The organism is Promicromonospora sukumoe (assembly GCF_014137995.1).
GTDB lineage: Bacteria > Actinomycetota > Actinomycetes > Actinomycetales > Cellulomonadaceae > Promicromonospora > Promicromonospora sukumoe.
This window is the reverse complement of sequence record NZ_JACGWV010000001.1, coordinates 357999-371538: the sequence shown is the minus strand read 5'-3', so window position 1 is coordinate 371538 and position 13540 is coordinate 357999. Positions and strand designations below refer to the sequence as shown.

The 13540-nt window shown below is 68.7% G+C and carries 11 protein-coding genes and 1 pseudogene; 9 read left to right on the top strand and 3 right to left on the bottom strand.

What is annotated here, in order from left to right:
* Positions 1-23: 23 nt before the first annotated feature.
* The 3 genes and pseudogenes from FHX71_RS01690 to FHX71_RS01680 form a co-directional block, all read right to left on the bottom strand.
* Positions 24-941 carry a type II secretion system F family protein gene (locus FHX71_RS01690; protein WP_182614137.1) on the bottom strand — a complete coding sequence of 306 codons (918 nt, stop codon included), beginning with the start codon at positions 939-941 and terminating at the stop codon, positions 24-26.
* Positions 938-1795: a type II secretion system F family protein gene (locus FHX71_RS01685; protein WP_182614136.1), complete on the bottom strand. Its 858-nt coding sequence runs from the start codon at positions 1793-1795 to the stop codon at positions 938-940. Before FHX71_RS01685 ends, FHX71_RS01690 begins: the two co-directional genes overlap by 4 nt.
* Positions 1795-3000: pseudogene (locus FHX71_RS01680) on the bottom strand (TadA family conjugal transfer-associated ATPase); the annotation flags it as partial. The pseudogene FHX71_RS01680 and the gene FHX71_RS01685, both read right to left, overlap by 1 nt.
* A 327-nt stretch (positions 3001-3327) precedes the next feature.
* Between FHX71_RS01680 and FHX71_RS01675 the strand changes: the two are divergent.
* The 9 genes from FHX71_RS01675 (at position 3328) to FHX71_RS01635 (ending at position 13527) form a co-directional block, all read left to right on the top strand.
* Positions 3328-3882 carry a hypothetical protein gene (locus FHX71_RS01675; RefSeq protein ID WP_182614135.1) on the top strand — a complete coding sequence of 185 codons (555 nt, stop codon included), beginning with the start codon at positions 3328-3330 and terminating at the stop codon, positions 3880-3882.
* Between the two features lie 225 nt (positions 3883-4107).
* Positions 4108-5085 carry a nucleotidyltransferase domain-containing protein gene (locus FHX71_RS01670; protein WP_182614134.1) on the top strand — a complete coding sequence of 326 codons (978 nt, stop codon included), beginning with the start codon at positions 4108-4110 and terminating at the stop codon, positions 5083-5085.
* Positions 5082-5618 carry a hypothetical protein gene (locus FHX71_RS01665; RefSeq protein ID WP_182614133.1) on the top strand — a complete coding sequence of 179 codons (537 nt, stop codon included), beginning with the start codon at positions 5082-5084 and terminating at the stop codon, positions 5616-5618. Before FHX71_RS01670 ends, FHX71_RS01665 begins: the two co-directional genes overlap by 4 nt.
* On the top strand, positions 5615-6907 hold the full coding sequence (locus tag FHX71_RS01660; RefSeq protein WP_182614132.1) for a HesA/MoeB/ThiF family protein: 1293 nt from the start codon (positions 5615-5617) through the stop codon (positions 6905-6907). The genes FHX71_RS01665 and FHX71_RS01660 overlap by 4 nt, the downstream gene beginning before the upstream one ends.
* Positions 6904-7368, top strand: coding sequence for a Mov34/MPN/PAD-1 family protein (locus FHX71_RS01655; protein WP_182614131.1), 465 nt, complete (start codon positions 6904-6906; stop codon positions 7366-7368). Before FHX71_RS01660 ends, FHX71_RS01655 begins: the two co-directional genes overlap by 4 nt.
* Positions 7365-8636 carry an SAVED domain-containing protein gene (locus FHX71_RS01650; protein ID WP_182614130.1) on the top strand — a complete coding sequence of 424 codons (1272 nt, stop codon included), beginning with the start codon at positions 7365-7367 and terminating at the stop codon, positions 8634-8636. Before FHX71_RS01655 ends, FHX71_RS01650 begins: the two co-directional genes overlap by 4 nt.
* Positions 8637-9319: 683 nt before the next feature.
* On the top strand, positions 9320-11923 hold the full coding sequence (locus FHX71_RS01645) for a tetratricopeptide repeat protein (protein ID WP_182614129.1): 2604 nt from the start codon (positions 9320-9322) through the stop codon (positions 11921-11923).
* A gap of 373 nt (positions 11924-12296) precedes the next feature.
* On the top strand, positions 12297-12521 hold the full coding sequence (locus FHX71_RS01640) for a hypothetical protein (RefSeq protein ID WP_182614128.1): 225 nt from the start codon (positions 12297-12299) through the stop codon (positions 12519-12521).
* Between the two features lie 16 nt (positions 12522-12537).
* Entirely contained in the window at positions 12538-13527 is a 990-nt protein-coding gene (locus tag FHX71_RS01635) for an ATP-grasp domain-containing protein (RefSeq protein ID WP_182614127.1), read from the top strand.
* The last annotated feature ends 13 nt before the right edge of the window (positions 13528-13540 follow it).

Genomic DNA, 13540 nt, shown 5'->3' with positions numbered 1-13540 from the left:
GGCGAACCCCTCGCGGGGCCCGGTCAGAGCCCGATCCGGAGGGTGGCCAGGCTGGGGAAAACAGCGAAGACGACGGTGACCGGCAGCACGAGGAACACGACCGGGACCATCATCAGGATCTCCTTGCGGCCGCCCGCCTCCAGGAGGGAGCGGCGGCCGGCCTCGCGCACGTCGCGGGCCTGCGCGCGGAGCACGTCCGCCAGCGGCGTGCCGCGTTCCAGGGCGACGACGATGCCCTCGGCGAACCGGGACAGCGGCGGCAGCCCGGACCGGTCGGCGAGCGCCGTGAGGGCCGCGGTCACGGGGGCGCCGGCGCGCACCTCGGCGATCATGCGCCGGATCTCCCCCGCGAGCTCGCCGCGGGCCGTGGACGCGACCCGTTCGAGGGCGGCCTGCGGGCTCTCCCCCGCCGCGACGGCCAGGGCGAGCAGCTCCGCGATGGTCGGCAGCTCGGCGAGGAGCCGTTCCTCGCGCCGCCGGACCCGCAGCGTGAGTGCCTGGTCGCACGCCACGTACCCGCACCCACCGGCGACGATCACGAGCGCGACCAGCGGGACGACCGCCGCGCCGCGGGTCGCAGCGAGCAGCAGCGCGAGGCCGAGCCCGGCCGCAAGCCCGGCGACCGTCCACACGACCTGGCGGGCGCGGAAGTGGTCGACGGACTCGGCGGAACCGGCCCGGTCGAGCCGTCGTCGGACCTGCTCCCGGGGAGCGCCGAACCGTTCGAGGCGGGCGCCGATGTCGTGCAGGCCGAGCAGCCGCACCACCGCCGACGTGCGGCTGACCTCGCGCAACAGGGTCGAGGTCGCGTCGCGTGGGCGCAGGTAGGGGGCCAGCCGCTCGTCGAGGCTGACCGCCCGCGCCCGGAGGCGGGACAGCACGACGAGCACGCCCAGCGCCACGCCGAGGCCTGCGAGCGCCCCGGCGGCCCAGCCGGTCACCGGAGCACCCTGCGCTCCGCGGGCAGGCGACCGATCCGGAGCATCGCCCGGTAGGCGACGAGGGCGCAGAGCCCGCCGGTGACGAGCACCGTGATCCCCGCGGGCGAGTCGTAGGCGCGGGCCGTCTCGGGCCGGGTGGACAGCAGGGCGAGGACGACCCACGGTCCGGCGACCGCCACGCGGGCGCCGTTGACGGTCCAGCTCTGCCGCGCCTCGAGCTCGCCCCGGGTCGCGGCGTCCTCGCGGAGGAAGCCGCTGAGGGTGCGGAGCAGCCGGCCCAGGTCCTGGCCGCCGACCTCGCGGGTCAGGCGGAGGGCCTCGACGATGCGGTCGGCCACCGGGTCGGCCAGGCGCTCCTTGAGCGCGTCGAGGGCGTCGCCGAAGCGTCCGCCGGCCCGGTAGTCCTGGGCGAAGCGGCCGAACGGCTCCCGCAGCTCGACGGGGCCGCGGTGCGCGAGCTGGGCGACGGCCTCGGGCAGCGACAGACCGGCCCGGACGCCGGACGCGAGGTGGTCCACGACCTCGGGCCACACCTCCCGCAGCGCCCGACGCCGGTGCCGCGCGCGTGCCCGGACCAGCACCACGGGGCCGGGGGTGGCGAGCACGGCGAAGCAGGCCGCGATGGCGGGCGAGCGGGTCAGGGCGAGCGCCACGAGCAGCGTCACGACGCCGAGCCCCACGCAGGAGCCCACGAGCATCGCGGGCGTCACGGAGGGCGCTCCGGCCTGGGTCAGCAGGTCGCGGGTGCGCATCTGCCAGGTCACCCGGCCCGAGGCGCGCGGCGTCGGCGTCCAGAACGACCACCACACGCAGAACAGGCCGGCGCCCAGGAGCAGGCCCACCACGACACCCATCAGCGGGTCGCCCAGGGGCTCGTTCCGGCGCGGGTGCTCACGCCGGCCCACGGGCCGGTGGCGGCGGAGCGCGCGCTCCGGCCATCTGCCGTCAGCGGCGCGCCCGCCGCCAGTGCGCCGCCCGCCGGCGCGCCCACCGCGCGGCCGCTCGTCGGCGGCCCGCCCCAGGGTGCCCCGTCCGGCGACAGCGCTCGCGGGTCGGCGAGCAGCGCGTGCACGTCGAACCCGGCGCGCTCGAACCGGTCCTCGCCGGGCGGCATCCCGTCGCCGCGGCGCAGGTCGCCGTCGGCGTCCCGGTCGAAGATCCCGGCGGTCTCGATGCGCCCCTCCTCGACCCGGCCGGTGACGGCGACGATCTCGCGGACCTGGCGCCGCACCACGCCGTCCGCCGCCCGGGTCAGGCCGAGGTGCACCACGAGGTCCACGGCGGAGGCGACGGTGGGCACCACGAACCGGTCGGACACGTTCTCGCCGGCGAGCAGCGGCAGCGTGGTCATCTTCGCGACCGCCTCGCGGGCGGTGTTCGCGTGGAGCGTGCACATCCCGGGCACGCCGCTGTTCAGCGCGATGAGCAGGTCGAACGCCTCGGCCTCACGGACCTCGCCGATGACCAGCCGGTCCGGGCGCATCCGGAGGGCCTCCTTGACCAGACGGCGCAGCGGCACCTCGCCGGTGCCCTCCAGGTTGGCCGGGCGGGTCTGCAGCGCCACGTGGTCGCGCACCGGGAGGCGCAGCTCCCAGACCTCCTCGGCCGAGATGACGCGCTCGTTCCCCGGGATCGACCCCGCCAGCGCGTTGAGCATCGTCGTCTTGCCCGCCTGCGTCTGGCCCGACACGAGCACGTTGAGCCCGGCCCGGACGGCGGCGTCGAGGAAGGTCGCGGCCTGCGCCGTCAGGGAGCCGAGCCGCACCATGTCGGCCAGCGACCGGGCCCGCACCACGTGCTTGCGGATGTTCACGGCCCACGCCGCCCGCGTGATGTCGGGGATCACCACGTGCAGGCGCTCCCCGCCCGGCAGGCGCGCGTCGACGAACGGGCTCGACAGGTCGAGCCGGCGGCCGGAGGTCTTGAGCATCCGCTCGACGAGGTCGCGCACCTGCTCGTCGGTCAGCACCGTGCTGGTCAGCTCGGACACCCCACGCCGCGCGACGTAGACGTGGGTGGGATCGTGGGATTTCTTCTCCTCTATTCTGCTATTAGTAAAGCGATGTAAAGATCATTGAAGACCTGTTATTGGTGGCCAGATCGTCCTGAATGGCCACACCGTGTCAGTGCCTCGAGGAGAAGACCCGCTCGACGCGGATCCGCACAGCCCGCCACCGCTTCATGCACTAGGCGTGCAAAGCATTGCAGCTCAGCCATTGAGCCCGCCCTCCCAAGGACGACATTCCCAACCCTGGCCCGAACACTGCCGGTTTCCGGGAGGCGAGCGTCGAAGCGACCACGCAGCGGACAAACCCTGCCCCCACTACTTGTCTGCAGTTCGCCAAGCTGGCTTGACGGAGCGCCATGCGTCAAGTGAACTTGACGCATGGCGGACGATGACGCGATGGCACCTGACCACCTCCAGTTCGACGTACTCCGGCTCGAAGAACTCACACGCGAGGTCGACCCGCGAGAGATTCCCGGAGAGCCGGAGTACCTACGTGCCGCCGGGCCCTTCACCAGCCAGTACCTCGAGGTATGGGAGACCTACGAAGTGCGGGCCATGCACACCCGAGCGCTCGAACAACCGAGGTTTCCGGATCCGGACGCCGACGCTGCCCTACGTCGCCGGCTCGACGAGATGCCCATGGTGCCTGCGCTCTACGCGCTCGGAGCCAACGCCGCCGTCGTCCAGGACCTGATCGACGGCCGCTGGCAAGCGATGCAGGCCGCGCGTAAGGACGGTGCCACCTGGGAGCAGATCGGCCGGGCCCTGCGGATCACGAAGCAGGGCGCCCAGGACTTCTACAAGCGCGGGGAAGCTGACCCCGACGCGCCTCCTGCGGAGCCTTATCTCGAACCTACAGACGACGGCTACAGCGCCGTGGAGCAGCCCCGCGAGCTCGACGCGGCCGATCATGACGGCAAGCGGGCGACCTAGGGACCGGGCGCGGCCTCTTCGCGGCGTGATCTCTACGTGGTCCGCTTCGTTAACTGCCAGACGAACCGCTGCGTGGCGGACATTTGCCGGGATGCGCAGCGCGCTCAGTGGTAAGGAGCCGGTGTCAGTGGTCCCACGTAAGGTCGCGGATGTCGGAGCCATGCCGAACGTGTTCTCGGGAGGGGCGGCCCCGGGTAACTTACGGCATCAGCAGAGCGAGGGTCAGTGAACACCAACGATGCGTTCGGCCGCTATCAGTCCTATGTGGATGCCGACCCGGCATCGGTGAAGGAAGCACGCCGGCGAGGTAGCGTCTTCAAGAGTGCTTTCGAAGGGCTGGATGGGGTCGATGAGGTCTTCATCTCCGGGTCCCTCGCACGCAAGACGCACAGGAAGCCCATCAACGACGTCGACGTCGTCATCGTCTACAACCGCGAGGCCCACCCGGAATGGGGGAAGCCGGGGGCCTCCGCGGAAGAAGCACTCAGTTACACCGGTACCAAGGTCAACGAACTCCTCGGCGCCACGAACGGCACCCACGAGTGCCTGGTCCGCCTCGCTCGTCCTGGCAACCACGCGGTCAAGTGCTTCATCGACGCCCCGGAGGATCCAGACGAGTTCACGGTGGACGCCATGCCCGCGTTCCGGACCGATACCGGTCTGCTCATCCCGGAGAAGACCTCCACGGACTGGGTGCCCGCCAATCCCGAGTACCTGATAGATCAGGTTGCTGCGCGCACCGAGGACTGGAGCAAATACCCTGGGACGGTTCGGATGCTCAAGACGTGGGGTAAGGACCAGCGCGGCATCGAGATCAAGTCCCTGGTCATGGAGGTCCTCGCCGTCCAGTTCCTGCGCTACGACGGCACCATGCAGCCGACCGCCGCCAAGGAGTTCTTCGTGCGAGCTGCCAACTACATCGAGGAGGGATACGAGGTCACCGACCCAGCGGGGATCTGCGGTCCCATCCAGAACAGCCTCGACTACGACACGCTGGCACAGTGCCTCCGGGACGCCGCTACCACGGCAGGCAAGGCGTGGTCCAAGCAGGCGCTCGGTGACCACGCCGGGGCGATCCGCCTGTGGGGCGAGGTCTTCGGGGACGGTTTTCCGTCCGCGCCTCAGGTGCCCGGGAAGCCGGGCATCGTCCCGCCCGTCGTGCCGGACGCGCCGCGCCCGGTGAAGGACACACCTCAGGGATGAGCGAGTCACGTGCTCCCGTCTTCTGGCCGGATGCGGAACCTCAGATCCTGGAACGCGACCTCGCTGACATCACGGCCTTCGCCCCAGACCTCGTGTACGAGCCGCCGGAACTGGCGGGCGGGCAGGTGGTCCATCACGGGCGTTGGGTAGGACGGCTGCCGATCTGGCCCTTCGACCGTGTCATACCGGAGGGGCTCGGGAGCCTTGCACCCGAAGGGGTATCGGTCGTGATGTCGTACTCGGCCGCCCACCCGGTGCTTCCCCCGCGAGTCAGGGTGCTCGATCCGGAACCGGAACTCGAGGAGCGGACGCAACACAGGTGGCACGTCGCGCCCGGTGGTTCGCTGTGCCTGCTGCAGACCGAGGGCGATTGGACACCCGAGACAAGCCCGGTCGAGCTCCTTCTCAAGGCAGCGGGGTGGCGTATCGAGTACGCGCTCATGAAGGCTGGGGTCGTCGAGTCCATGACGACGAACGGCATCGTCAGCGACCCCGCCCGTGACCACCTGATCGCAGAGGCGGCCGCACGATGAACGCCGAGCACCCTTTCGTCGTGCTGCCGCGTGAGGCGGCCCGACGCATCGAAGATGCCGACACCAACGTCGGCGAGCTCGACCTCCACTACCTGCCCTCGGAAGACATGTACGTCGTCAGACGAGTCGCCAAGAACAACGTGGGCCTCAAGATCGCTCTGCCGAGCTACCAGACCCTTAACTGGGATGGGAAGGTCTTCGCCGGGCAGTGGATGAAGACGCCTGCCTCCGGCATCAACGAGTCCCACCTCGACACGCTGCGACGAGGCGCCGACGTGTACGCGCCCTACCCAGAATTCAAGAAGTTGCTGCCGTCGTTGTCAGACCCTGGCACGAGGACCGGCCTCCTCGTCACCTACGACCCGGACGTCCCCGCGGAATGGCTCGCACTGGGAGCACAACGCTTTGCCGCGTGGCTCGTCAGCCGCGACAGCGTCAAGCCTGTGCCGCTAGCTGTCGAACCTGTGGCGTTCGGGCTCGGCCAGCTCGATGGCAGGTGGCCGGTGGCCGACCTCCAGCGCGCGAACATCGCCGTCATCGGTGTCGGCAGCATCGGTGGGGCCGCGGTGCAGGCACTCGCCCAGTACGGCGTCGGCGACGTGGAGCTCGTCGACCCTGATCGGTTCCTTTGGCACAACATGGTTCGCCACGTTCTCGGCCCCGACGCCGTCGGGCGCTACAAGGTCGACGCGATGAAGGCCGTGCTCGAGAAGCGATGGCCGGAAACGTCCGTTGACGCTCATCGCCTGGACGTGGTCGAGGATGCGCACCTCATGCGCTCGCTCTTCGCGGAGGTCGACCTCGTTCTCTGCGCCGCCGATGGCATCGCACCTCGCCGTGTCGTCAGTCATCTCGCCCGGCGGGCCGGCAAGCCCGCCATCCTCGCCTGCGTACTGGACGACGGGGCCGTCGCGGAGGTCATCCGGCTCCGCCCCGGTCCGCGACATGGCTGCCTGCTCTGCCTGCGCAAGAGTCTTCGCGACCAAGGAGCCCTTGACGCGGAGGCAGCTCAGGAGCTCGACTACGGCACCGGCTTCGTGCACCGTCCCATGACCGCTGTCGGTACCGATCTGCATCTCGTCGGACAGTTCGCGGCAAAGGCGGCGGTCGCGACGCTTCTCGAAGCGCAACACGGTGACCACACCCAAAGGCTCCCCGATGACTACGCCACCATCGGTCTGCGGCCGCCCGGAGACATGGCGGCCCCCTTCGACCTCGATCGCGCCCTGCAAGTGAACTGGGCCGGCGTTCCTCCCCCGCGCCCCGATTGCACGACGTGTCACCCATGAGTCCCGCGATCCACGTGACCACTGCAGCGTGGGACACCATCCGAAGGGAAGTTGCCGCAGGACCGAGTCACCTCGAAACCGGTGGGATCCTCCTCGGCCACGATTTCGGCGACCTCCTCCAAGTCACCGTCGCAGGTGACCCAGGACGAAACTCGCAACGCAGCCGCGACCGGTTCCTCCGCGACAGTGACCACGCCGCGCAGCTCGCTGCCCGTGCGTGGGAAGCAGACCGTGCGCAATGGCTAGGCGAGTGGCACACGCATCCGGCTACGCCACCCGCCCCCAGCTCGATCGACCTGGCCTCCTACGCTCGCCACCTGCAAGACCCGGACCTGAGTTTCGACCGCTTCCTGAGCGTCATCATCGGACTGGACGATCAGCGCCAAGCACTTGTTGCCGCCTGGATCATCACTCGTGACGTCGTGACCCCCGTGCCTATCGGCCTTGGAGACCCTCAATGACCGGAACAACCGAGTTCGATCACACTGATCCGGTCTTCATCTCCTACCGCCACAGCGACGGCACCCAACCCACTGCCGAGCTCGCTTGGCTCCTGCGCGCGGCAGGCATCCCCGTGTGGCGTGACATCGATGACCTCCCTCCCGGCGACACCAACGAGCGTCTCAAGCAGGCCATCGACTCCGGGCTCTCCGGCGCCGTCCTTGTCGTCACCCCTGACGCCGAACACAGTCGCGTCATCCGCGAGGTCGAAGCACCGCGCCTCATCAACCTGCACCGGGCCTACGACGACTTCGCCCTCGGTATCGTCAACGCCGTCCAGAAGGGCTCCGGATCTGTCGACTACGGCGCACCCGACCGCGTACTTGGTCAGAGCGCCGTTTCCCTCACAGGCGTCGACCAGAAGGACAGCACGCGCGAAGGCCTCATCGCACTGGTACGGGGCATGGTGTTCCACCGCATCGCGCATCGGCGCTCCGCAGTCCAGTCGAACGATGCAACGTTCAACCTCACGGTCCAGACCCGCAACACTCCGCAGGTCTACGACCGCACGGGCAGTGAACTCGACATCCGCGTCCGCCCCTCAACGCACGAGCGGCTGCCGAGCAGCGACGGCCTGACAGATCTCGCCGATGTCATCCAGCTCCTCCCGACCGCCGTCACTCGAGCGGGTGCCAAGCGCGTCAGAATCACCGGCGGCGCCCACCTCACGGTGGCTCTCGCCCTCGGCATGGCGCTGCCAACTTCGCGTATCGGCCAGCTTGAGGTGATCGACCAACGCGGGCAGGCGTGGACTGGTGACGGCATCGCACGGATGCCCGACACACCGACCCTTGCCGTCGCAGCAACCGGTGCCAGTCACGAGCTCAACAGCCTCGCCGGCCGCCCCCGCGTCGCGGTCTACCTCGACCTGATGTCCCCACGCAGCGACACCGCCTTCCAGAGATACGTCGACGAGAACCAGTCCGCCCTGGCCACATGGACACACCTGCGACACATCACCGACGGCCCTCTCGACCCGGCCAGGGCCGGCGAGCTGGCTGCCGAAGCGGCCTACCGCATCCGTGAGTTCTCCAGCGCCAACGCCAACGCCGCGGTCGACCTGCTGGTCCGCGGCCCGTTTGCCATGGCGATCCTCGTCGGATCTCTCCTCAACACCGTACGTGTCACCGCCTACGAATGGGACGACACCCAACGCCCCTCTTACGTCCCTACCCTCCGACTGCTCTCGTCGACGACAGGAGGCGCCGTTCGAGAGGTGCTCCTCTGACAGCACCTCGACGTGATGGCTCCGCCTCGGCCGCGGACCTGGGTCCCGCGCTTCACTACGCCTCCCACCATACGGGTCAGATCTCGATCGACCACATAAGGTTGGTTCCAGGCAGTAGGCACGACCGTGCCGAATAGCATTCCGGGTTGCTGCCTCCGAAAGGCCGTCTCCTCAGGAGGCGGCCTTTCGATTAGCCCCCAGCTCGCGACAGTCACCAGATCTACGGCGGCTCGCACTGGGTTCCAAGTCGAGAGATGCGCGCCCTAGCCGACCACCAAGGAACACCGAGAGCGGACATCGCTACGGATGAGAGCCTCCCCGGCGTCACGCGAGGCGGGCGCCGTGCGACGTTCATGATTCGCGATCTCCATGCAAGCCGTCGGCGGCGGCCCCTTGTTCGTCGACTCGGCGCCTGACGACCAGGCCAGGACGTGCCGCACCACGGCCAGGGTCGACTGCTGGGGACTGGTACACCGATGAGTCAGGTCGCACATGAGGTTCGCCGTGATCCACCAGGCGAGCAGGACTGCGATGGACCAGCAGGTGGTCATGGCCCTACGCGAGAACGACCGACCGCCCGACACGCTGACCAAGCAGGCTACATGCACAAGCATTTAATTGTCATTGATGCATCTGTGGTCATTTTCATTGCCATTGATGTCCGCTTGGCGTAGATATGTCGTATGGATGGGTTGCGTCTGCGCCCCGGGTGGTGGTTGGTGGCGGCCGGGTTCGCGGCTCTGGCGGCGGGGGTCTTCGCGATCGCGGAGGGCAGCGTGCCGTTGCTGGTCCTGGGTGTGCTCACCGGGAGCGTCTCGGCGGCCGCTCCGTTCGTGACGCGGTGGTGGCATGCCCGCCAGGCACGGCAGGCCGCGCGGCGGGCCGTGATCGAGTCGTCCGCGCTGCTGCGGCGTGAGGGCGGCCCGGCGAGCCTGCTGACCCCGGACCGTCAGGTCGTCCCGTTCCAGGGCAGGACCGGTGAGCTGGAGGCGCTGGTGCGCTGGTGCCTCGAGGACGGTTCTCCCCTGCGTCTTGTCACCGGGCCGGGCGGTGTCGGCAAGAGCCGGCTGGCGGCCGAGCTCAAGGAGCTGATGACCCGGCAGGGCTGGGACTGTGTCGCGGTCGGCGAGGAGCAGGAGGCCACGATCCTGGCACGGGTGCGCGACTCGACCACCGCACCGGTGCTGCTGATCGTCGACTACGCCGACACCCGTCACGAGCTCGATGACCTGGTGCGGCAGGTCGCCGCGGACCCGTCCGGTGTGCGGGTGCTGCTCATCGCACGCAGCGCGGGCGAGTGGTGGCAACGCCTGGCGGTCGGTGAACCGCATGTCCGGGAGATGCTCCAGGACGCGTACGACGGGATCGACCTGCCCGTGCAGATCGACTCGGCCGTCACCGACCGGCAGATCGTCCGCGAGGCTGCGACCGCGTTCGCCGGCCAGCTCGGCATCCCTGCACCGCAGGTCCAGCTCGGCGGTGGGGAACACGGGCAAGGTCGCGTCCTGGACCTGCACGCGGCAGGTCTGGTCGCGGTTCTGCGCACGCAACGCTCACAGGACAGCACCACCGGCGAGGGACCGTTGGCGGTCGACGTTGCCGATGTGCTGACCGACCTGCTCCGGCACGAGCAGCGGCACTGGGTCGGCACCGCCGACCAGGTCGGGCTCCTGGAAGGGCCAGAAGGCCTGACCGTCGAGGTGCTGCGCCATGTCGTGGCCGCCGTCTACCTCGCCCCGCCGTCCGACGAGGCCGAAGCACGCCGGCTCCTGGCCCGGGTCGATCCCGGGGCGGCCACCGTCAAGGTGCTGCGCTGGTTGCGTGACCTGTACCCGGCCCGCGACACCGAGCACTGGGTCGGGACCCTGCAGCCGGACCGCATGGCCGAGCTCCACCTGGTCACCGAGCTCAGCGCGTCGCCCACCCTGACGGCGAGCCTGCTGGAGGACCTCGACGGACGCAACGCACGCCACGCCGTCGCTGTCCTGGCCCGGTCGGTGGCCGATCACTTCTCCGATCAGGCCGTCCGTGCCCGCGCCCTGCACCTCTTGGACCACGCGATCGGTGCACTCCCAGACGACCTGGAACTGTTGCGGTCGGTCTCCGCGGTCATCCCCTACCCCTCCGAGGTCCTGACCCAGTCCGACCTGACCGTCCTGTACCGGATCCTGCACCTGATCGACCCTGCCGACACTGCCGCCAGGTCCTGGGTCCTGCACGACATCGGGATGCGCCTGTACCGGCTCGGGCGCCTGGCCCAGGCCATCGGACCCCTCTCCGAAGCCGTCGACGCACGCCGTGCACTAGCAGACGCAGATCCCGCCCGGCACGAGGCCCAGCTCGCAGCCTCCCTGCGCTACGCCGGCGTGGTCCTGTCCGAGCTCGGTAGAGCACATGACGCGCTGCCCCCGACGCTCGAGGCCGTCGAGATCGAGGAACGCCTGGCCCGCAGCGACCGGACCACCCACCTGCCCCACCTCGCCCGGACCCTGTGCGACCTCGGCACCAGGTACCACGAGGCCGGTCTCCCCCAGCAAGCCATTGCCCCGCTGCAAGAGTCGGTGAACCTGAACCAGGACCTGGCCCGCAGCGAACCCGAACGCGCCACACCACACCTGGCCCGGTCACTGATGAACCTCGCCATCGCGCAGAACATGCTCGGCCAGCCCGCCCAGGCACTACCCGCGATCCAGCACACCGTGCAGATCCGCCGTGCCCTGGCCCGCGAGAACCCCGACGCCGAGCTCGTCTTCCTCGCCCGAGCCCTGACCGAGCTGTCCTCCTGCCTGGTCAACAACGGCCAACCCCAGGACGGCATCGCACCCGCACAGGAATCGGTCGAGGTCCGTCGCCGGCTCGCCGAGACCAACCCCGAACGTCACACCCCCGACCTCGCCAAGTCCCTCCGCCAGGCCGCCACCGCACACCGCGACGCCGGCCACACCACCCAGCCCGACCACGCCTACCGCGAGGCCATCACCATCGAACGCGACCTGGTCAGCCAGCACCCCGACCACAACACCTTCACCGCACTGGCCGAATCCCTGGCAGGCCTGGCCCGCATGCAGCTAGCGTCCGGGCAGCCCGCCGACGCGCTCGCCCCGGCACAGGAAGCGGCACGTCTCTTCGACTGGCGCACCAGCGACACCCGGCCCGAGAACCTCCTGCCCGCAGCACGATCGCTCGCCACCGTGCTGCACACCATCGCCGATGTCCTGGACGCCAACGGTTACCGAACCGAAGCCCAAGCACGCAGGGGCGAGGCCGCAGCGCTGTTGCAGGGCTGAACCATGACCCTACGAAGTTCCCCGAAACGGAACTATCAGGGTCGGCGGAGCTGCGCTCTCTCGCATGGCCGCCCCGGGAGCACATGCGCCGCATGCTGCATCAACCGGCCCCTGCCGGGCGACGGATCCCTGGTGGGGCGTGGTCGTGATGCCACCAAGACCGCACCGAATCCAGCAGATCCTGACGAAACAACCTCACGAGGTCGGTCCGATCCTTCACCGGTCGGTCCAGCACTGACAGACGACGCGGTCGGCGTCCTTGCTCGTCTGGGTGCTCGTGCGCGCCACTCTGACACCCTTGCTGCCACCTACACGATGCCCTAGCCTTGCTTACCGTAAGAAGGGCTACTCTTTCAATCCGAAGGAGCAACACATGGCAGTCTCGAAGTCAACCTTCTCCACCGTCGCATCGCACCTCACCGAGCACCCTGAGCTCGCCGGGTCGTTCAAGGCGTCGCCGGTTGCGACGCTGGATGCCGAGGGAATCCTTCTCTCGGACGCCGCGATCTCGAGCATCGAGGAGTTCCTGGCGACGAACACGTTCTCGGAAGACGCAGACGTGGCCGCGGACCAGGCCAAGCTTCTCGCTGTCCTCTGAGACACAGAACCAACCGATGTCGGCCAAGTATCTCGGCGTTGACATACTGTTGACCGCTGATGGCTCACCAAGAGTGATCGAGATCAATGATCGCCCGGTCGGCATTGCGAGACTGGAGCCCCGCTCCGAGACAATCGAAGCAATTCGAGGACTCGCAGCGGGGTTCCAGTCTGTCGAGATATTTCTTCCGCTCGGCTACGAGATAGAACAGGGAACGACGTCCGATCCTCTCGTCGCCTCCAACGTCGCGAGCTTGTCCGATTCTCGGGTCCGGCTCCTCCTGGAGGATATAGGGCTCATCAGCGAGTCACTTCAAGGAATATGCGAAGTGACCGTCACAGACATTCGTCATATCGCCAACCGGCTTGAGACGGTCCCCGAGCGAGCGCTTGTCTGGGATCGGTCGGGCCGTGTTCCCGACCTTCAGCGAGGATTGCAGAACGTCAACGCGCGCGCGGTCCGCGAGATCTGCGTAGACAAGTTGAAGACGGAGCTGGTTCTGGCAGAGGCAGGAGTGCCGCACGTAGAGTCGATCGACGGTTTCGTCCCGGGTGGGCATGAGTACCTCATCACCAAGCCGGTGGCAGGCTCGAGCAGCGAAGGCGTATTGCGGGTGAAAGCGTCGAACTTCGTGGCCGACCCAGCAATGATGGTCCAGCCCTGGCTTGAGCCCTCGCAGATCGAGATCAGCGGACGCCACTATCACTACGATCTTCGGGTCTACGTCGCAGCGGGCGTCGCTCTTCCGCCGCTCATAAGGATCGCCTCGGTCCCTGCCGAGAGAAGTCCAGACTCGAAGGGAGCATGGCTCACTACTACCGGTCCAGTTCGTACGGCCAGCAAGTTCTTGCCGGTGAGCCTCGTCGAATCGTGCCAGGCCCTCGCGCTCCGAGCAGCCTCAGCCATTGATGCCGCAAGCCGGACCCGCCCAGGAGCGGCCCATTCTGAGGTCACCGACTCCACCACCAGGTGGCCCAACCCCATCGTTCTCGCGACGACGACGTAGGACCTCGTTTCGA